The organism is Stackebrandtia albiflava, from assembly GCF_007994225.1.
GTDB lineage: Bacteria > Actinomycetota > Actinomycetes > Mycobacteriales > Micromonosporaceae > Stackebrandtia > Stackebrandtia albiflava.
In genome coordinates, this window is record NZ_VLLL01000013.1 from 37,258 (window position 1) to 60,531 (window position 23,274).

Below are 23,274 nucleotides of genomic sequence, written 5' to 3' on the forward strand. Positions count from 1 at the left end.
TAGCCGGGCCGGGTGCGATTCTCCATCGCCCGGCTACGGCGCGGGGACCGCCTCACCCGTTCGATCCGTTCTCTACCTCAAGAAGTCCATCTTCACACTTCATGTCCGATCACGTGTTCCGAGGAGTCCGAAATGACCGGAAAGATCAGTAGACGTAAGGCGATCGCGCTCGGAGGAGGCGTAGTCGCCGGCGCCCTCACCGGCGCCCTCACCGGCACAGGCACCGCATCGGCGGCGACCCCCTGGTTCCGGCTGCCGGTGATCACGGCGAACATCGGGAGGAACAACCTCGGTGCCCGCGACGCGGCTTTCGACGCCGTGCGCAACGCCGACGACAGGGCGAGGCCGCTGGTCTGCTTCCAGGAGATCAGCGAGGGCGACTCCGGCGAAGAGAGGATGATCGACCACTACTTCGGCCCGCTCTACACCAAGGCCTTCCTGCGTCACCAGACCTCGTTCCGGATTCCGATCTGTGTCGGTAGACCGTGGATCGTCGTGTCCAGCCGGACACAGCGGGCACACGGCGGCATCCCGCATGTCACCCCGCCGCGTTGGTTCAACGAGGTCGTCGTCCGGCACCAGGACTATCCGGCCGTCGAGTTCGCGGTGCTCAACACCCACTACATCGCGAACGCGTACAACGGCGACCGGCGCACGGACCTGCGCGACGAATGGTGGGCGATGCGTGACATCCACCGGGCCAGAGCACGTGCGCACCACGCCGCGGGCAGGCTGGTGATCTGGGGGGCGGACACCAACCGTCCCGACTTCGGCACCGCGTCGGACCTGTCCGCAGAGCGGAAGGCGTTCGGTACCGGCATCGATCGCCTGCACTGGCTGCCCGGCAACGGTTCCGTACAGATCACCCTCAACGACACCAAGACCATCAACATGAACGTCGACGGTCATGACGCCCGCATGGCCGTGTTCCACGTCCGCGCCGTCTGACACGGCCCGACCCGGTGCCTCCCCCTCGGGTGTCCCACCCGAGGGGGAGGCCCCACACGAATTCGTACGGAGATCGGAAGAGACCGTCCTCAAGCGACGACGAGGCCGTCGTTGTGGCCAGGACGGGCTTCGAAGGGCGCGATCACGCCCGCTTCCGCTTACCCTTGGCGTCCTTGTGCTGGAAGTAGACGAAGAGGCGGCCGAAGTTCTTGGAGTCCTTGTCGATCCGGTGGTACAGCGCCTTGATCTCCTTCTGCTCCAGGAACCGGATGACCTTCTTCTTCAGTTGGCCGGATCCCTTGCCGGGAATGATCTCGACGGTGGTGATCTTCTTGTCCACGGCCTGTTGGATGACGTCGCGCAGCGCCTTGTCGATCTGGTCGCCCTTGTTGTAGATGTCGTGGAGGTCCAGTACGAGTTTGGCCATGTCCCGATCATCCCACGCGTGGCACCGTTACGCCGGGGTGCAGGGCGGCGTACACCGTCCCCCGGCGGAGTCGGTCGGGTCCGGTCCGGGGGGTCACGGTTGCGGCTGCCGGTTGCCGCCGTGCGGCCCGTTCGGGTCGTACTCCTCCTCGCTCGTGTACCACGGGTCGTCGGCAGGCGGCATCTCCGGAGTGAAGTAAGGACCACCGGGCGACATCGGAGACAGGTCGACCGGCATCGACGGCATCACCGGGTTGTACGAACCGGGAGCCTCGGCGGACCCCGGCTCCTCCGCCGGCGCCTCGTCCACGTCCGGCGCGTACACCTCGGGCAGCCCGGCCGGGACGTCGTCGAGGTTCCCGTACTCCCGTTCCCGCGCGATGAGGGCGTCCAGTGCCTGCGCGCCGCCCTCGTCGGTCACCGAGTACGCCTCGGCTATGGCCTTGAACGCCCCACCGACCTGTACCAGGTCGTCGCTCATCTGGCCCAGCCGGGAATGGACCACGTCCACCAGGTAGTGCAGGTTCTCCGCGACGCCGGCACCGACGAACTCGGCGTCACCCAGCCCGACCGACATCCGCCAGTCACATCGGCCGACCTCGATGGCGGCGTTGGCGTACGAGACGGCGACCAGCGGCAACCGGCGTTCACCGGCCATCCACAGTGCCAGGAGGTCCACCGTCATGTCGTTGCTGGCGCCGACGTAGGGGAAGTCGTCCAGGTAGCGGTCGGCGGGCAGGTCACCGACGTCGGGTCGCGGTATCACCAGCGCCTCACCGGCACCGATCTCCGCCAGGTCCTCGTTGAGGACACCCAGCAACCGGTCCGCCTGGGCGACCATCTGTTCGCACAGGGCGTCGCTGACGTGGTTGAGCTGGGACAGTATCTCGGAGGGGTGGGCGAACGCCCGTGACTGCTCCCCACCGGACGACTCGGTCGCCATGCCGCCGAATCCGGCGAAGCCGCCGACGATGGTGGCGCCGACCCCCAGGCTCGTCCCGGCGGTGCCCATCGCTGCGGCCACCATTCCCGCCACCGTCGCCCCGATCCCCGCGACCTTGAAGACGGTGCTCCACACGCTGGAGCCGCCGCCGGCCTTCTCGTAGCTGCGGCACGCGGCGATCGCGCTGTCCAGTACGGCGTCGAAGTCGTGGAGTGCGGTCGCCATCAGCTGCCGGTAGCCGGCGGCGAAGCCGGTGAGTTCGGCGAGTGCGACGAACTGGTTGGCGTTGGTGGGGGAGAACCGGTCCTGGTACCGGGTCTTGAACTGCGTGGCCGCCTCGCCCGACCACGCCACCAGGTCCCCGCCGAGGCCGCCGAAGTCGCCCTCGGCGGTCTGCAGGTGACGGCGGGCGGCGTCGAGGTGCGTCAGGACCGGGTCCAGATAAGTGGGGCGCCCGGACAGGATGAACTGCGCGTTCATGTGCACCTGATGCCAGATGTTGCTGTAGAAGCCGTCGTAGAACTCGTCGGCGTCCTCGACCTCCTCGGCTTCGATGAGCGCGTCCACGTAGGCGATCTTGAATTCGTCGAACTTGGCCCACAGGTCCGTGTCCGGGATGACGGTGTCCAGGCCGGTGTCGGTGTCGTTCATTTCCTCTGCCTTCCGTTCGCCGGCTCATCGCCGGCGGTGACGTCTGTGGTGCGGGCGCGCGTCCGCGCCTGATCGGCGGCCCGTATCGCCGCCGTCAGCTCGTCCTGCAGCGTGTCGTCGTCGTAGTGGTCGAGCGTCCCCGGCCGGATCCGGACCGCCACCTCGATCGAACCGCGTCGCCTGACGCGCACGAGTTCCCGCGGCGACCGTGCTGTGACCTCGATGGCCTCCACCTCCATGCGCCGCCGTCGTAGCCGGGCGACGATCTCCCGGTCGGCGGGCCGCACGGCGGCTCCACGTATCGACGTCCGCAGCTCTTCGCGGGCACGATGCCGTTTCGCCAGCGCGGTGCGCCAGGCAGACGCCGCCTCCTCCGCCAGCAGTCGTTCGGCCGCCGCGCCGGCGCCACGACCGTGGAGGGTGACGTGGGTGCGGGAGCCGGTGATGGTGACCTTGACCCAACCGCGCGGTGACGTGGCGGACACGGTCAGGCCGCGGAACGCCTCGGCCAACGAGTCGCCGGGCGAAGCGGTGGGCGCCGTCGCCGTCTGCGGGGAGCCCGTCGGCCGGGTCCACGGGCGGGGACCCTGGGGGTGCGTGGGCATGGGGGCCTCTGCGGGGTCGACACGTCGATGTGTCTGGGATCACATCTTCGTCGTGCAGCCTACGAGACGCCGTCAAGCGGGCGGCCTCGGCGGGACTCGCGTACGCCGACGGGGCGGTGGACGTGCATCCACCGCCCCATCCGCGCGGCGGTCACCCCAGGGCGGCGATGGCCGCCGAGGCGATCTCCTCGTCGATCGCGCCGTCCGGCGCGCCACCGACGCCGACGCCCGCGATCGGTGCGTCCTCGAACGTGACCGGAACGCCGCCCGGCAGGAACAGTGTTCCCGGGATGTCCCCGATGTTCGGCTTGTTCCCGCTCGCGGCCTTGCCGAGGTCGCCGGTGGCCTGCCCGAAGGACACGGCCGTGAACGCCTTGTCGATGGCCGACTGCGCGGTCTGCGGCCCGGCGCCCTCGTCCTTGAGCAGTCCGATCGTGTTGCCGGCCCGGTCGACGACCGCGACGGTGACACGGACGCCCCGCTCGTCCGCGGCGTCCTGCGCGGCGGCCAGGACGGCCGAGACGGCGTCCGACGGCAGGGTCCGTCCGGTGGCGACGTCGTCGTCCTCCACCGCCGTGACGGTCGTGACCCGGGGGGAGGAGGTCTCCGGGGAGGACGGCTCGGCGTAGGTGGCGGTGGCCAGCACACCGCCGACGATGGCCAGCCCGGCGATCGCGCCGGTCGTGATGCGGACCGTGTTGCGGTGAAGGTTCATGGTGCTCCTCGTGTCGAGTGGTCGATGAATGACCTCTCCAGGTTTCCGCCGTTGTCAGTCCCGGGCATCGCGAGCTTGATTGACTTGCCGACGCCGGGTGGGTGAGGCCGGATGTCAACCGTTCGATCGATGCGGTGCGGCGCCTCCGGCGGGACGCTTGGTGACCGTCCCGGGACGACGGTGGGAGGTGAGGGGCGATGACCGAACGGGTCTGGCTGGACCGCGCCATGCACGCGGGCTTCCTGCTGCTGGTCGTGGCGTCGGCCGCCCGCCTGGTCACACGTCACGGCTGGGCGACCGAGACCGTGCCGTTGGTGATCTGCGGTGTGATGACGGTGGCCTATCTCGTGGGGATCGTGGCCGGGACCGACTCGCGTGCGGTGGTCGGATGGCTGGCCGCGATCCTGGTCCTGTGGCTGGTACTGGTACTCGTCGCGCCCTCGTTCGCGTGGTGCGCGGTACCGCTGTACTTCCTGTGCCTGCGCCACCTTCCGCCGCCGGTCACGGTCGCGGTGACCGTCGTCCTGACCGGTGCGGTCGTCGTCGGCCAGGTGAGGATCGCGGACGTGGTCGATCCGAGCCTGATCCTGGCGCCGATCGGGATCGCCGCCATGGTGACCGTGGTGTTCTGGACGTTGGAGCACGAACTGACCGCCCGCCGCCGCCTCATCGGGGACCTCGTGGCGACCCGCGACTCGCTCGCGGAGTCGCAGCGCAGGGCGGGGACCCTCGCCGAACGCGAGAGGTTGGCGGGGGAGATCCACGACACCCTGGCGCAGGGCCTCGCCAGTATCGGGATGTTGCTGCAGGCGGCCGAACGCTCCTGGGAGGCCGAACCCGTCAAGGCGCGGTCCCACGTCACCAGGGCGGCGGCGGTCGCCGCGCACGACCTCGCCGAGGCCCGCCGGTTCCTCGACGACCTGACGCCGGAACCGGACGGCACCGTCGCGGGTGACCTGCGGCGGCTGGTCGACGGCTTCCGGAGTGACGACGGGGCGGACGTGCGGTTCCACTGTGCGGGCGACCCGCGGCCGGTTCCGGCCGAGGCCCGCGGCGCGTTGTCACGGGTGGCCCGGCAGGCGGTGGCGAACGCCCTGGAGCACTCCGGCGGGGGCACGGTCGTGGTGACGTTGTCCTTCCTGGAGGAGGAGATCCGGTTGGACGTGGTGGACGACGGCGCGGGAATGCGCGCGCCCGGCGTGATCGCCCCGGGAAGGGGTTTCGGGATGCGTTCGATGCGCGACCGCCTCGCGCGGCTCGGCGGCAGTCTGGAGGTCGAGTCCCGACCCGGTGAGGGGACCGCGATCGCGGCGCGGATCCCGTTCGCGGGGAGTGGCGGATGAGACTGTTCCTGGTGGACGACCACCCGGTGGTCAGGGCGGGGCTGGTGGCGCTGCTCGCCGGTGAACCCGACCTGACGGTCGTCGGTGAGGCCGCTGACGTGGCCGGTGCGGTCGGCGGGATCCACCGTGAGCGGCCCGACCTCGTACTGGTGGACCTGCGGTTGGAGGGTGACGGCGACGGCGTCGACGTGATCCGCGCGGTGAGGGCCTTCGACGATCCACCGCAGGTGCTCGTGCTCACGACCTATGAGACCGAGTCGGACATCGTGCGGGCGCTGGAGGCCGGGGCGACCGGTTACGTCCTCAAGGCGGGCCCGCCGGAGGAACTGTTCACCGCCGTGCGCCTGGCGGCGGTGGGTGAGACGGCGCTGTCGCCGCGGGTCGCGGGCGCGGTGATGCGCCGTATGCGGGCACCCGCCTCGGCGCTGACGGCTCGTGAGATCGAGATCCTGACGTTGGTGTCACGTGGCATGGGCAATCGCAGGATCGCGCGGGAGCTGTTCGTCTCGGAGGCGACCGTCAAGACCCACCTGGTCCACGTCTATCGCAAGCTGGGGGTCGATTCACGGACTGCGGCGGTCACCGTCGCGGTGGAGCGGGGTCTCATCCGGAGGTGACCCGGCGTTCCCGCCAGGCCGCCCGCGCGCTCGCGATTCACGCCATGTGCCGTGTCCCTCCCGACGGCGCCGGTGCGGTCACTTCAGTAGGCGGGACATGCGCCGGTCGGCGAGCGGTTTCCCGCCGGTCTGGCAGGTGGGGCAGTACTGCAGCGACGAGTCGGCGAAGGACACCTCGCGGATGGTGTCACCGCAGACCGGACACGGCCGCCCGGCCTTGCCGTGGACCCGCAGCAACTCCTTCTTGTGTGCCTTCACCTGGCCGGCGGCCAGGTCGGCGGATTCGGCGACCGCCTCGGCGAGCGTGTCGCGGATCGCCCGGTGGAGTCGTTCGACCTCCTCCGGAGTGAGGGCGTCGGCCAGCTTGTACGGCGACAGTCTCGCCGCGTGCAACACCTCGTCGGAGTAGGCGTTGCCGATGCCCGCCACGAGTCGCTGGTCCCGCAGCACCCCCTTGATCTGCTGACGGCGGCCCGCCAGGAGCGCGGTGAACGCCTCCAGTGTGAAGTCCGGTGACAGCGGTTCGACCCCCAGCGCCGCCACTCCCGGCACCGTGGCGGGGTCGGCGACGACGTACGCGGCCAGTCGCTTCCTGGTCCCGGCCTCCGTCAGGTCGAATCCGGATCCGTCGTCCAAGACCAGCCGGAGGGCCGTGAGGCCCTTGCCGGGGCGCAACGGGGCCGCGGGCAGTTCCTCACGCCAGCGCAGCCAACCCGCCCGCGCCATGTGGACGACCAGGTGGAGGCCGTCGAAGTCGAGGTCGAGGAACTTCCCGTGCCGGTCGACGGCGGTGAGCGCCCGCCCGGTCAGCGCGGTCGGCGGGGGATCGAAGGTCTTGAGTACCTGTATCGATGCGACGTCAACGCGGGTGACGCGGTGGCCTGTCGCGCGGCGGCTCAGGAAGCCGGCCAGCGCCGCCACCTCGGGCAGTTCCGGCATCCTTCCAGTCTCGCACCGGCGAGGTGCCCGGGCGGCGGATTCGGCCGGGCGGCCGTCAGGCCACGGAGCCGTGATCGGGTTCGCAGTCGTCGGCGAGCCGGTCCATCGACAACCCGTACAGGCGACACAGGGCCGCTACGGTGAAGTACGAGGGGCTGGGCAGCCGCCCGGTCTCGATCTTGCGAAGGGTCTCCGGTGACATGCCGGAGGCGGTGGCCGCGTCGACGATGCTGCGGTCGCCACGGGCCTTCCTGAGCCGGTCGCCCAATGCGCGGCCCCGGGCCAGTTGTTCGGCGTTGAGCGGTGGCCGGATCATACCGGTATTTTAATCCTGGTATTTTAATACCGTCAATCACGCACACAGGAGTCAGAGCATGATCGAACTGAAGTCCCCCGCCGAGATCGAGAAGATGCGACCGGCCGGGCGATTCGTCGGCCAGATCCTCACCGACCTCCAGGCGATCGTCGACGTCGGAGTGAACCTACTGGACATCGAACGGCACGCCAGGAAGATGATCGCCGACCGGGGAGCCACCTCCTGTTACTGGGACTACGCGCCCTCCTTCGGCGAGGGACCGTTCCGCAACGTCATCTGCCTGTCGGTCAACGACGCCGTACTCCACGGCCTGCCCCACGACTACACACTGCGCGACGGCGACCTGCTCAGCATGGACCTCGCCGTCGAGGTCGAGGGCTGGGTCGCCGACTCCGCCGTGAGCGTCAACGTCGGCGAGGCCCCCGAATCCGACACCCGACTCATCCGTGCGACCCGGGAGGCGCTGGACGCCGGCATCGCCGCCGCCGTGCCCGGAGGCCGCATCGGCGACGTCTCCGCCGCGATCGGCGCGGTCGCCGCCGACCACGGCTACCTCGTCAACACCGAGTTCGGCGGCCACGGGATCGGCCGGACCATGCACGAGGACCCCAGCGTCCCCAACGCCGGGCGCGCCGGACGCGGCCTGCCGCTCCGGCCCGGCCTGGTCATCGCCATCGAACCGTGGTTCCTCGCCGGGACCGACCGGATCCGCCACGACGCCGACGGCTGGACGATCCGCTCCGCCGACGGCTCCCGGGGCGCCCACTCCGAACACACCGTCGCCGTCACCGAGGACGGGCCACTCGTCCTGACCGACCGCACCGGACTCACCGCTACGGTGGGGGCATGACGGACGTCCGGCCACTCGCCCACACCTTCGACTCCGAATCCGGCACGGTCCGCTGGGACGCCCACGGGGACGCCGACGCGCCGCCGGTCGTCCTGCTGCACGGCACGCCGTTCTCCTCATACGTGTGGCGTGACGTCGCCGCGGCCCTGGCGTCGAGGTTCCGCGTGTACGTGTGGGACATGCCCGGCTATGGACAGTCCGCGATGTTCGACGGACAGGACGTGTCGCTCGCCGCGCAGGGACGGGTGTTCACCGCGCTGCTGCGGCACTGGGGACTGACGTCGCCGGCCGTGGTCGCCCACGACTTCGGAGGCGCCGTCGCGTTGCGCGCCCACCTCCTCCACGGCGCCCGCTACGACCGGCTGGCCCTCGTCGACCCCGTCGCGCTCGCCCCCTGGGGCTCCGAGTTCTTCCGGCTGGTCACCGACCACGCCGACGTGTTCGCCCGACTGCCCGACAACCTGCACGCCGCACTCGTACGGGAGTACATCGGCACCACCGGGCCGCGACAGCCGCATCCCGAGACGCTCCACCGGCTCACCGAGGCATGGCGGGGAACCGACCGGCAGCCCGCCTTCTACCGGCAGATCGCGCAGGCGTCGCAGCGGTACACCGACGAGATCCAACCCCGATACGGTGAGATCGACATCCCGGTCCTGGTGTGCTGGGGTGAGGAGGACCGGTGGATCCCCGTGGAGAAGGCCACCGAACTCCACCGGCTGATACCCGGCGCACGGCTGAGGACGATTCCGGGCGCCGGCCACCTCGTGCAGGAGGACGCGCCCGCCGCGCTGACCGCGGCACTGTGGGGGTTCCTCACGGAGTGAGCCCGGCAATCCGATGAATCACCACCTACAATGGCCACCCCTGCGGTTACCGTGAACCCACACGACGTTGATCGGGGGAACGATGGCCGCAGCAGAGGGCACGGACGACAAGCACTCCCACACCACGGCGATCCTGGTGGCCTCCGCCGCCGCCATCGGCGGATTCCTCTTCGGATACGACACCTCCGTCATCAACGGTGCCGTCGCCGCGATCCAGCGGGAGTTCGAGATCAGTTCGGTGACGCTGGGCTTCGTCGTCTCCTCGGCGCTGCTCGGCGCCATGGTGGGGGCCTGGTTCGCCGGACCGCTCGCCAACCGGCTCGGGCGCGTCCGCGTCATGGTCATCGCGGCGATCATCTTCCTGATCTCCGCGATCGGTTCGGCCCTGGCGGTGCACCCGGTAGACCTGACGATCTGGCGTGTCCTGGGCGGCCTCGGCGTCGGCGCGGCCTCGGTCATCGCGCCCGCCTACATCGCCGAGATCGCCCCCGCGAAGCTACGTGGCCGACTCGGGTCCCTGCAACAGCTCGCCATCGTCGCGGGCATCTTCGTGGCGCTGCTCGTCGACTACATCATCGCCGACGTGTCCGGCGGCGCCAGTGAGGAGACGCCGTGGGGTGGTACCGCCTGGCGGTGGATGTTCGCCTCGGGTGCCGTCCCCGCCGTCATCTACGGCATCATGGCGCTCCAGATCCCGGAGTCGCCGCGCTACCTGGTGTCCAAGAACGAACTGACCAAGGCCAAGGACGTCCTGAAACGGCTCATCGGCGGCAACGTCGACGGCCGCATCCGTGAGATCCAACGCTCGCTGCGCAGCGACAAGCCGGTACGCCTGAGCGACCTTCGCGGACCCGTGTTGGGGCTGTTGGGCATCGTCTGGGTCGGCATCCTGCTGTCGGTCTTCCAGCAGTTCGTCGGCATCAACGTGATCTTCTACTACTCGTCGGTGCTGTGGGAGGCCGTCGGCTTCGACTCCAACAACTCGATGCTGATCAGCGTGATCACCTCGGTCACCAACATCGTCACCACGGTCATCGCCATCATGCTCGTCGACCGGATCGGCCGTAAACCGCTGCTCATGGCCGGTGCCGCCATCATGACGGTCAGCCTCGGCACCATGGCCGTCGTCTTCGCCTCGGCACCGCTGGTGGAGAACGCCCAGGGGGAGATGCAACCCGAGCTGCAGGGTGTGGCCGGTCCCATCGCCCTCGTGGCGGCCAACCTGTTCGTGTTCGGGTTCGGGTGCTCGTGGGGACCCGTCGTGTGGGTCCTGCTCGGTGAGATGTTCGGCAACCGCATCCGCGCGTCCGCGCTGGCGCTGGCCGCCGGGGCGCAGTGGCTCGCCAACTGGGCGGTGTCGACGACGTTCCCGTGGCTGTCCGAGAAGGGTCTCGGCCTCGCATACGGCCTGTACGCGGGCTTCGCGTTCCTGGCCTTCTTCTTCGTGTGGCGGGCCGTCCGCGAGACCAAGGGCCGGGAACTGGAGGACATGGACAACCCGGCGGCCGCCCGGGCCTGACCCCGGACACGAGAACGGGGTGTGACCGCCACGGCGGCCACACCCCGTCGTCATTCCGGTCAGTCGTGGGAGATCGCGCTCAACACGTTCAACCGGTTGGCGCGGAACGCCGGGATCAGCGACGCCAGCACACCGATCACCACGGCCGCGACCAGGTAGAACACCATCGTGCCCCACGGCATCACCAAGACCTCCAGGAAGTCGTCGGAGAGCGCCTGCTGCACCACGATGCCCAGGCCGGCCCCGGCGGCCAGGCCCAGTACCGCGCCGAACACCGAGATCACCACGGACTCGACCATCACCATCGCGGTCACCTGGCCGCGGGTCATGCCCACCGCCCGCAGCAGGCCCAGCTCCCGGGTCCGCTCCAGCACCGACAGCGTCAGGGTGTTGACCACGCCGATCACGGCGATGAAGATCGCCAGGCTGAGCAACACCTGCACCACCAGCAGGACGGCGTCGAAGGTGACGGTCAACTGGTCGTTGAGGACACCGATGTCGGCGGCGGTCACCGCCGGATTTTCCGCGAGCAGTTGGTTGATCCGCTCGATCACCTGCGGCTTGTCCGCACCGTCCTCCAAGGTGATGTAGGCCTGCATCGGATCCGGCTGCCCGAACCGGTCGACGTGGTCGTCGCTGACCATGACCTCACCGCCGATGCTCGACTCCACCACGGCCACCACGGTCAGCGGTGCGGCGGACTCGGCGGCGCTGAAGCGGAGGTCGACGGTGTCGCCGACGGTCACCCGGTGCTGCTCCGCCCAGCCCTTGTAGACGACCAGGCCGTTCCGGTCCAGGTCGGACAGGTCGCCTTCGGAGACGGTGATGCCGAGCAGTTCCGTGTACGCGGTGACGTCGTCGGTCGCCTCCACGAGGACGGCGGCCTCGTCGTTCGTGCCCGGTTCCACGAACTCCGCCTGGTCTATGTACGCGGCCGCCGCCTGCGACACCTCCGGCATTTCCCGGACCTCGTCGAGGATCTCGACGTTGTAGGAGTCGTTCAACGTGCCGACCCCGGCGATCATCACGTCGGCGGAGACCGACTCGGCGAAGAACTTCTGGATGCTGGCGTTCGCCGAGGAGAGTACGACACCTACCGCGGTCACCAGGGTGATGCCGATCATGAGGGCCGAAGCGGTGATCGCCGTACGACGCGGGTTGCGTGAGGAGTTACGCCGCCCCAACTTGCCCGGCATGGACCAGGACAGCACGGCGCCGATCAGCGACACGAGCGGTTTCGCGATGGCGGGGATGACGACGGCCAATCCGATGAACAACAGACCGACACCGGCCAGCACCAGCAGCAGACTGTCGTCGCCGTCGCCGACACGTTCCGTCAGCCCGAGGAACAGTGCCACCGCCCCAAGGGCGAGCAGAATGCCGCCGATGATCGCGAACCAGCGCACCGGTTTGATGGTGTTGGCCGCCTCCCGGAGCGCCGCCATGGGCGGGATGCGGGACGCGCCGACCGCGGGGATCAGCGCCGCCAGCATCGTCACCCCGACCCCGATCAGCAACGCCGCCAGGATCGTCTGCCACGGGACGACCAGGGTCGCCTCCATGTCGGTTCCCATGCTGGAGCCCAAGGCCACGGTTCCCAGATATCCGACACCGATGCCCAACAGCAGACCGACGACCGCCGAGAGCAACCCCACGATCAGGGCCTCCAGAAGCACCGCACCGGTCACCTGACCACGCCCGGCGCCCAACGCTCGGAACAACGCCAGTTCCCGGGTGCGCTGCGCAACGATGATGGAGAAGGTGTTGACGATGAGGAAGACACTCACGATCAACGCCACCGCGCCGAAACCCAGTAGCAGGTAGTTGAACACGTCGAGGAACGGCTGAAACGCCTCGGTCTGTTCTGCGGCCAGGTCCTCACCGGTCTGGACGACGTAACCGGAGCCCAGCAGATCCGCGATGTCGTCGCGCAGTTGCGAGTCGTCGGTGCCGGACTCCGCCGTCACGTCGATCAACGTGTAGGCGTCGGGCACGGTCATCAGGTTGGCGCGGGCCGCTTCGAGGGTGAACAGGATCGTCTGTTCACCGGCGACCGAGTCGCGGCCGCCGCTGTACCCGAAGACGCCGACGATCTCGAACTCCCGGGCCTCGGGGCCGTCCGTCAGCAACGGCAGCGTGTCACCCAGCTCGTATCCGGTGGTGGCGACCAGGCTCGCGCTGACCGCGACCTCGTCGTCGGCCTGCGGCTCGGTGCCCTCCTTCAGCTCCATCGGGTCCTCGAACCCGGTGAAGTTCTGGCCGATGACCGGGGCGCCGAAGTTGGGGATCGCCTTGCCGTTCTTGCCGACGACCCGCAGTTTCCCGGTGCCCTCCGACACCAGCCCGGTCGCCTCCGACACCCCGTCGACCCCGGCGACCCGTTCCACGACGTCGGCGGGGATCGGTGTGGCGGACGCGAACAACGAATCGTCCCGTTCGGCGGTCACCTGGACGTCCACGTCGTCGAAGACGGTCGTGAACATCGACTCGATGCTCTTGCCCAGCGACGAGTTCAACACCAGCGAACCCGTCACGAAGGCCACGCCCAGCACCACCGCGATCGTGGACAACAACAGCCGCGCCTTGCGCGACAGCAGGCTCTTGAAAGTGGCGCGCAACATGACTACCGGCGCTCCTCGCCCTGCGCGGAACCGACGATCTCGTCGAACCGCTTCAGCTCGTCCAGGACCCGGTCGGCGGTGGGATCGAACATCTCGTCCACCACCTGGCCGTCCGCGAGGAACAGCACCCGGTCGGCGTACGAGGCGGCCACCGGGTCGTGGGTGACCATGACGATGGTCTGGCCGAAATCGTCCACCGAGCGCCGCAGGAACTTCAGCACCTCGGTGCCCGACTTCGAGTCGAGGTTGCCGGTGGGTTCGTCGGCGAAGATGACGTCGGGCCGTTGCACCAGCGCCCGCGCGCACGCCACCCGCTGCTGCTGCCCGCCCGACAGCTCGGTCGGCTTGTGGCTCAGCCGGTCACGGAGCCCCACCGTGTCCACCACCTGGTCGAACCAGGCGCGGTCGGGTTTGCGTTTGCCGATCGACAGCGGCAGCAGGATGTTCTCCTCGGCCGTCAAGGTCGGCATCAGGTTGAACTGCTGGAAGATGAACCCGACCTTCTCCCTCCGCAGCAGGGTGAGGCCCTTGTCCGAAAGGCCCGTGACCAGGTTGTCGCCGATGTGGATCTCGCCCCGGTCCGTGTAGTCCAGGCCGGCCAGGCAGTGCATCAGTGTGGACTTACCGGAACCCGACGGACCCATGATCGCGGTGAACCGGCCTTTGGTGAACTCCGCCGTCACACCCCGAAGGGCGATGACCTGAGCCTCACCGGAGCCGTACACCTTCCACACATCGGTCGCCCTGGCGGCGGCCTCGCCTCGGTCGGTGGAAACAGCTGTCGTCACGGTGGCTTCCCTCCCATGAGATGAACCGGCACGTTGCTGCGCCGGCCCTTTCACGGTATGGCCGCAGACGCGCCCCGCCGTCGTGCGCGGGCACGATATCGACGTCCACCTGAGGCCACCGGAGGGAGCGATCGCCAGTCCTTCGGCGGAGCCGGAGTCACCACCGGGTAGGAGCCGTCCTAGTCCTCAGGGCGGAGGCCGCGGTCACCGACTCGGCTTGACCAGCCCGGTCTCGTAGGCGAGCACCACCGCCTGTACCCGGTCCCGCAGCCCCAGTTTCGTCAAGACGTGCCCGACATGAGTCTTCACGGTCGTCTCACTGACCGTCAGCTCTTTCGCTATTTCGGCGTTCGACATGCCCTTCGCGACCAGTCCGAGCACCTGCCGTTCCCGGTCGGTGAGGACGTCGAGACTGGTCGGGGTGGCTCCCGCCGGGTCGGGGAGCCGGTCGACGAACTTCTCCAGGAGGCGCCGAAGGATGCGGGGCGCCACCACGGCCTCACCGGCGGCGACGGAGCGGATCGCCGTGACCAGGTCGTCGGCGGGCACGTCCTTGGCGAGGAAGCCGCTGGCCCCGGCGCGCAACGCGCCGACCACGTACTCGTCGAGGTCGAAGGTGGTGAGGATCAGCACCCTCACCGGCAGCTTGGCCTCCACGATCGCCTTGGTGGCGGCCACCCCGTCCATCTTCGGCATGCGGATGTCCATCAGGACCACGTCCGGCAGCAGGCGCCGCGCCAACTCCACGGCCTCGGTGCCGTCACCGGCCTCGGCGACGATGTCGATGTCGGGCTCCGATCCCAGGACCATGCGGAACCCGGTGCGCAGCAACGGCTGGTCGTCCACGAGTAGGACCTTGATCGGCCGGTGGTCGGATTCGGCGCTCAACGGTTGCCTCCGGTGTCGGTGCCCAGCGGGGCGGTGGTGGTGTCGATGGGGATGATCGCGTGGACCCGGAAACCGCCGCCCGGCCGTGGCCCGGTCCGCAGGGTGCCACCGTACAGCGCGACACGCTCACGCATGCCGACCAGTCCGTGGCCGACCCGGCCGCTCTCGGTGGCGGGGGACCGGGGCCCCAGACCGGTGTCGGCGACCTCGAGGTCCAGCCCCCGCTCGCTGTACTGGATGCGCACACCGGCGCGGGCCGGGCCGCCGTGCTTGAGCGTGTTGGTGAGGCCCTCCTGCACGATCCGGTACACCGTCAGGGCGATCCCCGGGTCCAGCGGATACGGTTCGCCCTCCACGATCAGGTTGACCGGCAGACCCGCCTCCCGGATCTGGGCGACCAGCGCGTTCACGGCCTCCAGGCTCGGTTGCGGCGTAAGTTCCTCGTCGTCGGCCTCGTCGGTGGAACGCAGCACGTCCAACAGGCGGCGCATCTCCCGCAGGGTCGCCCTTCCGGTGGTCTCGATGGTGGCCAGCGCCTCGTCGGCCTTCTCCGGCTGCCTCGCCAACACCCGGCGCGCACCCGTGGCGAGCACGCCCATCACCGCGATGTGGTGCGCGACGACGTCGTGGAGTTCGCGGGCGATGCGGCGGCGTTCGTCGTTGATCGCCTGCGTCACCAGGGCCTGCTGGTTCTCCTCGGCGATTCGGGCACGTTCCCGCAACTCCACCAGTTTGTGCCGGCGGCCGTGTATCGCGCGGCCCAGCATGAACAGCAGGATCGCCGAGACGTAGTTGATGACCAACGCGGCCTCGGCCGACATCCCCAACTGCGCCGGCGGGATGACGGCGACGACCATCATCGTCAACGTCCCCCACAGCAGCACCGTCGCCCCCACGGCGGCACGGAACGACAGATAGGCCGCGACCGTGTAGGCCAGGATCAGGATCGTGTAGTTGAGGCTCTGCCACACCCGGTAGTCCAGGACGGACGCGACCATGAGCAGGACGGTCAGCCCCACCGACCACCACAGCAGCACCCGCCGCAACGCGATCGGGACGACACCCAGGACGATCCAGCCGAGATACGGCAGGTTCAGGTCGGGGGCCTCGGGAACGATGTCCTGCACCGCGATCACCGAAGCCAGCACCATCACCATGATGAGCACGGCGAACAGCACGTCACCGACCACCGGGTGACGCTGGAACCAGCCATGGACCGGCCCGCCCCGGCTCCACAGGGCGGCCTCTACACGGATCACCTACGAACCGTAACGTCGCCCACGGGGTGTCGGCTCCACGCGGTGGTGGATTCCGGAGTCCTCCTTGAGGTGGACGCGGTGACCGTTTCGGTCACGAGGGGCCGGGTCAGGAGTCGGTGAGTTCCCCCACCGGTGGGCCGCCGCGGTCCCGGAAGTGCCGGTGGAACAGGCTCAGCACCTCGTCGTTGACGAGCGCCTCGGTGTCGGGGTGGGCGAGCATGTACTCGCACACCCGGCACCAGGCGTGACCGGCCGCCTTGGCGACCAGCGCCGCGCTCGCCCCCGCCGCGGCCGCGATGACCACGTTGGCCACCGGCACGAACCGGCCACCCAGCTTCGCGGTCTGGCCGCCCACCAGCTTCGCCAACTGGGCGCCCGACGCCTTCAACACCAGGCGGCTGGTGGCGGTACTGGCGCCACCGGTCAACAGGACCGCCGCGGCGAGCCTGGCCAGTTGCTTCTTGCGGAACGGGATGCCGTAGGCGGCGCTGATCCGGGCGAACATCCGGGTGAGGCTGCCGGTCACCAGCACCAGGTCGGCCACCGGTACCGGTGTCGCCCCGGCCGCGCCCGACGTCAACGAGAACCGGTTCACGATCTTGGCCGCCGCGCGTCTTTTACGCACCAGGTCGAGCCGTTGCGCCGCCACCAGTGCCTCGTGCAGGCTGTCGGGGATCGCGGCGAAGGTGGCGTCGAGCAGTTCGGCGAGGCCGTGGCTGGGATCGCCCATCTCGGGGTCGGCGAGCGCGTTGACGAGGAACACCTTCCCGCGCGGGGTGACCGGCAGGTTCCGTGCGGTGATGGCCGCCGCCAGTTCACGGGTCGCCTTCGGCGTGTCGCCGGAGGGGGTCCGCCGGACCCGGGTGAGGATCATCATCACCGGGACCCCGAAACCGGCGAGGTGCGTCACGATGTTCGCCTGGCTGTCGACGAACCGGTGGGTCTGGGAGTTCTCCACGAACCACACCACGTGGATCTGCTCCGACAACGGTTTGCGGTGATTGTCGGCGAACACGTGGGAGATCTCGTCCAGGAGCTGCCGTTCGGCGCCGCCGGTCTCGAAACCGGGCGTGTCGTAGATGCCCAGCGGCTCGGGCGCGCCGCCGTGGTACTGGATGTGGGCGGTGACGGAGTCGCCGGTGCCGGTCGCCGCCAGATCCCTGCCGAACACCGCGTTGAGCAGCGTGCTCTTGCCCACCCCGGTGTTGCCGAACACCGCGATGTTGACGGTGCCCAGTTCGCGCCGGGCCTGGCTGATCTCCTCGGCGAACCGCTTCGTGATGCCGTCGAAGTCGGTGATCCGGTCGCCTGCCTCGCTCATCGGTGGCCCTCCTGCCGGTTGCCGTGACAAGAAGTGTATTGCGAAGCGGCGACACCCCTGTCAGGATCGGTCGGTGCTTCCCGACGTCGCCGCCGCCGCGGCCAACAACGCCCGCTGGTGTGACGCCGCGATCCGTTCCTACGGCATCCCGACCCGGTGGGGGCCGGGCTGGTGGGCGGCCCGGGACCGGACGCCCTTCATCTTTCCCGCCGCGGTGACGATCCGCCCGGGTGTGCCGGCCGACGAGCTGCTGTCGGCGATGCCGCGCCGCCGCGCCGCCGCCGTGAAGGACTCCTTCTCAGACCTCGACCTCGAACCCGAGGGCTTCCGTCCACTGTTCACATCCCAGTGGATCGCCGCGCCGCCCGCCGACGCCGCCGCGTCCCCCGTCGAGGCCGCCGCCTGGCGACGGGTACCAGACCCCGAAGACCTGGCCGACTGGCAACAGACCTGGGGACCCGACACACCCGAACTGTTCCGGCCGGAACTGCTGACCGACCCGACCGTGACGATCGTGGCCGAACCCGACGGCGCCTGGATCCGCCGAGGCGCGATCCTCAACCGCAGCGGCCGCGTCGTCGGAGTGTCCAACGTCTTCGACACCGCCGGTGTCACCGAGGAGACGTGGCGGGCGGTACTGGCCGCGGCGGCCCGCTTCGCTCCCGGGAGGCCCGTCGTCGGCTACGAATCGGGTGACGACCTGACCGCCGCGCTGGCCGCGGGATGTCGCCGGATCGGGGAACTGCGGGTGTGGGTGGCGCGTTGACCGTGCTGGTCACGTCGATGAACTCCCCGCACGTCGGCGTCGCATCCGGCTCGCCAACGGGGACAGCCCCGCCGCCAACAGTCCGCTGTTACCGGCCGCGAACGGACCGAAGATCGCGAGGACCAGTACGTAACCCGCGATGAACGGCAGCAGCCGCGGATCGAGACCCGCGGCGGCGGCCATCGTGGCCAGGATCAGCGCGAACTCGCCGCGCGCCACCAGGGTCGTGGCGATGTTGGCGGCCGGGGTCAGGCCGAAACCGTTCATCCGGGCGGTCACCAGGCCGGCGGCGAGGTTCATCAGCATCGTGACGACCGCCGCGATCAGCACCGGCAGCCACACCGCGCCGAAGTCGCCGGGATCGATCGACAGGCCGAAGACGAAGAAGAAGATCGCGCCGAAGGCGTCCCGGAGCGGATGGACCAGCTCCCGGATCCGGTCGCCCGCCGAGGTGTTGCCGAGGATCAGGCCCGCCATGAAGGCCCCGATCGCGTCGACCACCCCCAGTTCCTCCGACAGTCCCGCGATCAACACCGCGAAACCGAGGAAGCTGATGACGAGCAGTTCGTCGTCCTCGACCGCGACGAGCCTTCCGATCCAGCGGGTGCCGAACCGCGCCGCCAGCGCCAGCAGCAGCAGGAACCCGAACGCCTTCCCCGCCTGCGCCGCCGCCTCGCCGAGGTTCTCGGCCCCGCCGATGACCGGCTGCAGCACCGCCAGGTACAGCGCCAGGAAGATGTCCTCCACGACCGTGATCCCGAGGATGAGTTTCGTCTCGGGACGCCCCAGCCTGCGGTTCTCGACCAAGACCTTCGTGACTATCGCCGACGAGGAGATGCCGATGACCCCGGCCAGCACCAGCGCCTCCGCCAGGCCCCACCCCAGCAGCCAACCGAACGTGAAGCCCGCCCCGACGTTCAACAGGAGATACAGCCCGCCCGCCACGACCAGGCTGCGGCCGCCACGCTGCAGGTCCTCCACGTGGAATTCGAGCCCCAGGTAGAACAGCAACAGGACCAGGCCCAGCGCCGACAGCATCTCGAAGTCGTGCGGGTCCTCCACCAGGACGAACCCCGGGGTGTGCGGTCCCACCAGGATCCCCGCCACCATGAACAACGGGATCGTGGGGAGACCGATCCGGCGGCCGAGCCGGGCGAGGACGGCGGCGGCGACGAACGCCCCGCCCATCGCCAGCAACGTATCGGCGTGCCCCACGACGTGTCACCTCTCGACGTGAACGCGCGGCGGGACCGCGTCGTTCCGGCTCACTGTGGTAGCACGATAGCCGCATACCGCCGCGAATCAGGCGTATGGGGCATGTCGGGACGTGTCGCCGCCGGGCGTCTCAGCCGGCCGGGGTGGGATCGGCCTCGGGGATCAGTCCCGGGAGCTGCAGCGGTAGTGGATACGGCGGCGGCGTCCCACCGAACTCCGGGCACCTGTCCTTATAGGCGCACCAACCGCAAAGCGGTCCCTTCTTCGACGGGAACTCGCCGGTGGCCACGGCGCGGCTGATCGCCTGCCACAGCGCCGACACCGTCCTCTCCACACCGAGCAGTTCGGACTCCGTGGGCGCGTAGTCGACGACCTGACCGTCCTTGAGGTACAGCAGCCGCAGGATCCGCGGCACGACACCCCGGGTACGCCACAGCGCCAGCGCGTAGAACTTCAACTGGAACAGCGCCTGCCCCTGGAACGCCACCGCCGGCGTCTTCCCCGTCTTGTAGTCGACGACCCGGACCTCCCCGGTGGGTGCGACGTCGAGCCGGTCGATGAAGCCCCGCATCCGCACGCCGTCGGCGAGCGTCGCCTCGACCAGGCACTCCCGTTCGGACGGGGCGAGACGGGTCGGGTCCTCCACCGTGAAATACGACTCGACCAGCGCCCGGGCGTCCGCCAGCCACTCCCGCTGCGTGTCCCCGCCGTCCTCACCGAACAGCTCCGCGGCCTCCGGCCGCTGCCGCCGCAGCCGTTCCCACTCCGGCGCCAGCAACGACACGGCCCGGCCGGGGGTGCGTTCGGCGGCCGCCAGGTCGTACAACCGCTCCAGCACCGCGTGTACGAGGGTGCCCTTCATCATCGCGGGCGTGGTCGGTTCCGGGAGCCGGTCGATCGCCCGGAAACGGTACAGCAGCGGGCACGTCTTGAAGTCCGCCGCGCGCGACGGCGACAGTGTGGTGGGGACGCGAGCCGGGGAGGACGACATCCCGACACGATATCGACGCACTGTGACACGACCGCCCCTCGGGCGGCTCCGTCACGGCAGGCCGTCGTGACGCTACCCGTACCATCGAATCGATGAATGAGGAAACGTCCTCGACCAGGCGACCGGGGTTGCGCATCGGGCGGGTCTTCGGCGTGCCCGTCATAGTCAGTCCGACCTGGCTGATCCTCGCCGTGCTCGTCACCGTCATCTACTCCGACATCGTCCAGGCCGCCGTTCCCGGCATATCCGGCGGGCTGGTCTACGTCGTCAGTTTCGGATTCGTGGTGACCCTCTGCGTCTCGGTGTTCCTGCACGAACTGGGACACGCACTGGTCAGCCGTCACTATGGAATCGAGGTCCGCAGCATCACCCTGGAGATGCTCGGCGGTCACACCGAGATGGCCTCCGAGGCCCAGTCGCCCAAGGTGGAGGCCGCGGTCGCGCTGGCGGGTCCGCTGGTGTCGGCCGTGCTCGGAGTCGCCGGCGTGGCGGCACTGGCGTTGACCCCACCGGGCGGCCTGGCGACCCAGTTCGCGTTCCAGATCGCGGCGAGCAACATCATCGTGGCGGTGTACAACGCACTGCCCGGGATGCCGCTGGACGGCGGACGCGCCCTGCGGGCACTGGTGTGGGCGATCAAGGGCGACCGGCACCTGGCGTCACGCGTCGCCGGATGGACCGGCCGCGCCGTCGCGGTCGCGACCGGGCTGGGCGGCGCGTTGCTGTACTTCTGCGGTGTCGTCACCACCATCGGGATCGTCTTCGCGCTCCTGATCGCCGGCGTGCTGTGGCTCGGCGCGACCCGATCCATCCAGATCGGTCAACTCGGCGCCCGGTTCCACCTGCTCGACGTCCGGTCACTCCTGCGGCCCGCCGCGCCCGTCACCACCGGGACCCCGTTGGCGGAGGCGCTGCGCAGGATGCGGGAGGCCGAGGCCGTCAGCGTCGTCGTGGTCGGTTCCAACGGTGAACCGCTCGCCCTGCTGTCCGGTCCGGCAGCGCGCGCGGTCCCGGAACACCGCCGACCGTGGATACCCGTCGACGACGTGTCGCGCGCCATCACACCCGAGACGGCGTGGGATCCGCGCTGGCGTGGCGACGAGGTCGTGGACGCGATGCGCCGTCACCACGCCCCGGAGTACGCGGTAATGTTCGGCGGCCGGTTCGAGGGCTTGGTCAGGGCGTCCGACATCGCCGACGTCCTCGACCCCCGGCGCCCGGTGCCCACGACCGGCACCGCCGCACCCGCCGACACCGGCACGGTTCCGCATCGACAGGAGGACGACCAGACATGACGGCGCGCAGCGGCCCGTTCACGGCGGGGGACAGGGTGCAACTCACCGACCCCAAGGGCCGGATGCACACCGTGGTCCTGGAGCCGGGCAAGACCTTCCACACCCATCGCGGCGGCATCTCCCACGACGCCCTGATCGGCCTGCCCGAAGGCAGCGTCGTCACCTCCGCCGCGAACACGCAGTACCTGGCGCTGCGGCCGCTGCTGTCGGACTTCGTGCTGTCGATGCCGCGCGGCGCCCAGGTGATCTACCCCAAGGACGCCGCGCAGATCGTCGCCATGGGCGACGTCTTCCCCGGCGCGAAGGTCGTCGAGGCGGGCGCGGGTTCGGGCGCGCTCACCTGTTCCCTGCTGCGCGCCGTCGGCGACACCGGGCAGGTCCACTCGTTCGAACTGCGTGACGACTTCGCCGCCATCGCCCGCGACAACGTCGAGGCGTTCTTCGGCGGACCGCCCAAGCAGTGGACCCTCAGCACCGGGGACGTCGCCGACTGCACCGAGTCCGACGTCGACCGCATCGTCCTGGACATGTTGTCGCCGTGGGAGGTGCTCGACATGGTGGAACGGGTCCTCATCCCCGGTGGCGTCCTCGTCGGTTACGTCGCCACGACCACCCAGATGTCGGAGCTGGTGGAGCGGCTGCGTGAACGCGGCGGCTTCACGGAGCCGCGGGCGTTCGAGACGCTGGTCCGGGACTGGCACCTGGAGGGGCTCGCGGTGCGGCCCGACCACCGGATGGTCGCCCACACGGCGTTCCTCGTCACGACGAGGAGGCTGGCGCCGGGTACGGTCGCGCCGACGCGGCAGCGCAAACCGAGCAAGGGCGCGCAGGCGTACGCGGCGCGGAAGGCCGCCATCGCCGAGCAGGGATAGCCGGAGCCGGGTCTGTCGGAATTCCGACACTCACACCTCGGCCGCGAGCGGTCCCGCCACCGCGCGCCCCGCCCCGTCGGTGACGTGTATGCACTCCCCGGGGCAGTCCTTCGCGGCGTCGAGGACGTCCAGGCGCAGCCGCGCCGGCACCGGTACCCGCGCTCCGGGAGCGGTGCGCAACTCACCGTCCGCCGCCTTCACGTACGCCAATCCGTCGATGTCGAACTCGAAGACCGCGGGCGCGTACTGCACGCACAGGCCGTCGCCGGTGCACAGGTCCTGGTCGATGTGAACGTCGAGTCCGTCGTCGTGGGAGGTCATGCACCCCACCCTATGGGCCGCCTCCCGGCGCGTCCGAGGCGAGCGGTGGCGGATCGGGCCGTCGCGGCGGCCGAGGAGGGCGGGCGTCCCGGCGTCGCGCGCCGGACCTGCGGCGACGCCGAGCCGCGCCGATCGGGCGACGCGCAGTGGGGCGGCGACAGCCCTAAGCGACGACGCGCTGGCGAAACGTCGGTGTCGCGGCTTATCCTGTTCGCTCACAACCGGCTACGGTTAAGGC

At 69.7% G+C, this 23,274-nt stretch carries 23 protein-coding genes; 9 read left to right on the top strand and 14 right to left on the bottom strand.

Translation table 11 applies throughout. The annotated features are described in order from the left end of the window. Positions 1 to 132 precede the first annotated feature (132 nt). Positions 133 to 948 carry a hypothetical protein gene (locus LX16_RS26065; protein ID WP_147144637.1) on the top strand — a complete coding sequence of 272 codons (816 nt, stop codon included), beginning with the start codon at positions 133 to 135 and terminating at the stop codon, positions 946 to 948. A gap of 142 nt (positions 949 to 1,090) precedes the next feature. On the opposite strand, the gene LX16_RS26070 is transcribed toward LX16_RS26065, so the two are convergent. The 4 genes from LX16_RS26070 to LX16_RS26085 all read right to left on the bottom strand — a co-directional run bounded on the left by LX16_RS26070 (position 1,091) and on the right by LX16_RS26085 (position 4,288). Then, positions 1,091 to 1,375 carry a Smr/MutS family protein gene (locus LX16_RS26070; protein WP_147144638.1) on the bottom strand — a complete coding sequence of 95 codons (285 nt, stop codon included), beginning with the start codon at positions 1,373 to 1,375 and terminating at the stop codon, positions 1,091 to 1,093. A gap of 93 nt (positions 1,376 to 1,468) precedes the next feature. Beyond that, the gene (locus LX16_RS26075) at positions 1,469 to 2,968 is read right to left on the bottom strand and encodes a hypothetical protein (RefSeq protein WP_147144639.1); all 1,500 of its coding nucleotides are present in this window, start codon (positions 2,966 to 2,968) and stop codon (positions 1,469 to 1,471) included. Beyond that, positions 2,965 to 3,573, bottom strand: coding sequence for a YbaB/EbfC family nucleoid-associated protein (locus LX16_RS26080; RefSeq protein WP_147144640.1), 609 nt, complete (start codon positions 3,571 to 3,573; stop codon positions 2,965 to 2,967). Before LX16_RS26080 ends, LX16_RS26075 begins: the two co-directional genes overlap by 4 nt. A 151-nt stretch (positions 3,574 to 3,724) precedes the next feature. Further along, positions 3,725 to 4,288 (bottom strand): GlcG/HbpS family heme-binding protein, encoded by a 564-nt coding sequence (locus LX16_RS26085; RefSeq protein ID WP_147144641.1) that lies wholly within the window; start codon positions 4,286 to 4,288, stop codon positions 3,725 to 3,727. Positions 4,289 to 4,485: 197 nt separating this feature from the next. On the opposite strand from LX16_RS26085, the gene LX16_RS26090 reads away from it, so the two are divergent. Further along, positions 4,486 to 5,631, top strand: coding sequence for a sensor histidine kinase (locus LX16_RS26090; RefSeq protein ID WP_147144642.1), 1,146 nt, complete (start codon positions 4,486 to 4,488; stop codon positions 5,629 to 5,631). Beyond that, positions 5,628 to 6,248, top strand: coding sequence for a response regulator (locus tag LX16_RS26095; protein WP_147144643.1), 621 nt, complete (start codon positions 5,628 to 5,630; stop codon positions 6,246 to 6,248). Before LX16_RS26090 ends, LX16_RS26095 begins: the two co-directional genes overlap by 4 nt. A 78-nt stretch (positions 6,249 to 6,326) precedes the next feature. Here LX16_RS26095 and LX16_RS26100 read toward each other — a convergent pair whose 3' ends face one another. Both LX16_RS26100 and LX16_RS26105 read right to left on the bottom strand, forming a co-directional pair. Next, positions 6,327 to 7,187: an Fpg/Nei family DNA glycosylase gene (locus LX16_RS26100; RefSeq protein ID WP_147144644.1), complete on the bottom strand. Its 861-nt coding sequence runs from the start codon at positions 7,185 to 7,187 to the stop codon at positions 6,327 to 6,329. A gap of 55 nt (positions 7,188 to 7,242) precedes the next feature. Further along, positions 7,243 to 7,503 carry a helix-turn-helix domain-containing protein gene (locus LX16_RS26105; RefSeq protein ID WP_147144645.1) on the bottom strand — a complete coding sequence of 87 codons (261 nt, stop codon included), beginning with the start codon at positions 7,501 to 7,503 and terminating at the stop codon, positions 7,243 to 7,245. 58 nt (positions 7,504 to 7,561) lie between these two features. Between LX16_RS26105 and map the strand changes: the two genes are divergently transcribed. From map to LX16_RS26120, 3 genes are all read left to right on the top strand, one after another. Then, positions 7,562 to 8,353: a type I methionyl aminopeptidase gene (map, locus tag LX16_RS26110; RefSeq protein ID WP_147144646.1), complete on the top strand. Its 792-nt coding sequence runs from the start codon at positions 7,562 to 7,564 to the stop codon at positions 8,351 to 8,353. After that, positions 8,350 to 9,180, top strand: a complete 831-nt coding sequence (locus tag LX16_RS26115) for an alpha/beta fold hydrolase (protein ID WP_147144647.1) — start codon at positions 8,350 to 8,352, stop codon at positions 9,178 to 9,180. Before map ends, LX16_RS26115 begins: the two co-directional genes overlap by 4 nt. A gap of 82 nt (positions 9,181 to 9,262) precedes the next feature. After that, positions 9,263 to 10,699 carry a sugar porter family MFS transporter gene (locus LX16_RS26120; RefSeq protein ID WP_147144648.1) on the top strand — a complete coding sequence of 479 codons (1,437 nt, stop codon included), beginning with the start codon at positions 9,263 to 9,265 and terminating at the stop codon, positions 10,697 to 10,699. Positions 10,700 to 10,758: 59 nt separating this feature from the next. Here LX16_RS26120 and LX16_RS26125 read toward each other — a convergent pair whose 3' ends face one another. From LX16_RS26125 to LX16_RS26145, 5 genes are all read right to left on the bottom strand, one after another. Continuing rightward, positions 10,759 to 13,320: an ABC transporter permease gene (locus tag LX16_RS26125; protein WP_147144649.1), complete on the bottom strand. Its 2,562-nt coding sequence runs from the start codon at positions 13,318 to 13,320 to the stop codon at positions 10,759 to 10,761. A gap of 2 nt (positions 13,321 to 13,322) precedes the next feature. Then, on the bottom strand, positions 13,323 to 14,108 hold the full coding sequence (locus LX16_RS26130) for an ABC transporter ATP-binding protein (protein ID WP_147144650.1): 786 nt from the start codon (positions 14,106 to 14,108) through the stop codon (positions 13,323 to 13,325). A 204-nt stretch (positions 14,109 to 14,312) separates the two neighbouring features. Further along, a complete protein-coding gene (locus LX16_RS26135) occupies positions 14,313 to 14,996 on the bottom strand; it encodes a response regulator (RefSeq protein WP_147144651.1) in 684 nt (227 codons plus the stop codon). Further along, the gene (locus tag LX16_RS26140) at positions 14,993 to 16,255 is read right to left on the bottom strand and encodes a sensor histidine kinase (RefSeq protein ID WP_211354788.1); all 1,263 of its coding nucleotides are present in this window, start codon (positions 16,253 to 16,255) and stop codon (positions 14,993 to 14,995) included. The genes LX16_RS26135 and LX16_RS26140 overlap by 4 nt, the downstream gene beginning before the upstream one ends. A gap of 106 nt (positions 16,256 to 16,361) precedes the next feature. Continuing rightward, positions 16,362 to 17,576 (bottom strand): GTPase family protein, encoded by a 1,215-nt coding sequence (locus LX16_RS26145; RefSeq protein ID WP_147144652.1) that lies wholly within the window; start codon positions 17,574 to 17,576, stop codon positions 16,362 to 16,364. Positions 17,577 to 17,649: 73 nt separating this feature from the next. Between LX16_RS26145 and LX16_RS26150 the strand changes: the two genes are divergently transcribed. Beyond that, a complete protein-coding gene (locus LX16_RS26150) occupies positions 17,650 to 18,342 on the top strand; it encodes a hypothetical protein (RefSeq protein ID WP_147144653.1) in 693 nt (230 codons plus the stop codon). A gap of 9 nt (positions 18,343 to 18,351) precedes the next feature. Here the strand turns inward: LX16_RS26150 and LX16_RS26155 are convergent, their stop codons facing one another. Then, positions 18,352 to 19,557 (bottom strand): cation:proton antiporter, encoded by a 1,206-nt coding sequence (locus LX16_RS26155; RefSeq protein WP_147144654.1) that lies wholly within the window; start codon positions 19,555 to 19,557, stop codon positions 18,352 to 18,354. 130 nt (positions 19,558 to 19,687) lie between these two features. After that, on the bottom strand, positions 19,688 to 20,548 hold the full coding sequence (locus LX16_RS26160) for a RecB family exonuclease (RefSeq protein ID WP_147144655.1): 861 nt from the start codon (positions 20,546 to 20,548) through the stop codon (positions 19,688 to 19,690). A 92-nt stretch (positions 20,549 to 20,640) separates the two neighbouring features. Here LX16_RS26160 and LX16_RS26165 point away from each other — a divergent pair, with 92 nt between their 5' ends. Then, complete coding sequence (locus LX16_RS26165; protein ID WP_147144656.1) at positions 20,641 to 21,843, top strand: site-2 protease family protein; 1,203 nt, start codon at positions 20,641 to 20,643, stop codon at positions 21,841 to 21,843. After that, positions 21,840 to 22,715, top strand: a complete 876-nt coding sequence (locus LX16_RS26170; RefSeq protein ID WP_147144657.1) for a tRNA (adenine-N1)-methyltransferase — start codon at positions 21,840 to 21,842, stop codon at positions 22,713 to 22,715. The genes LX16_RS26165 and LX16_RS26170 overlap by 4 nt, the downstream gene beginning before the upstream one ends. A gap of 30 nt (positions 22,716 to 22,745) precedes the next feature. On the opposite strand, the gene LX16_RS26175 is transcribed toward LX16_RS26170, so the two are convergent. Continuing rightward, on the bottom strand, positions 22,746 to 23,036 hold the full coding sequence (locus LX16_RS26175) for a ferredoxin (protein WP_147144658.1): 291 nt from the start codon (positions 23,034 to 23,036) through the stop codon (positions 22,746 to 22,748). Positions 23,037 to 23,274 lie beyond the last annotated feature (238 nt).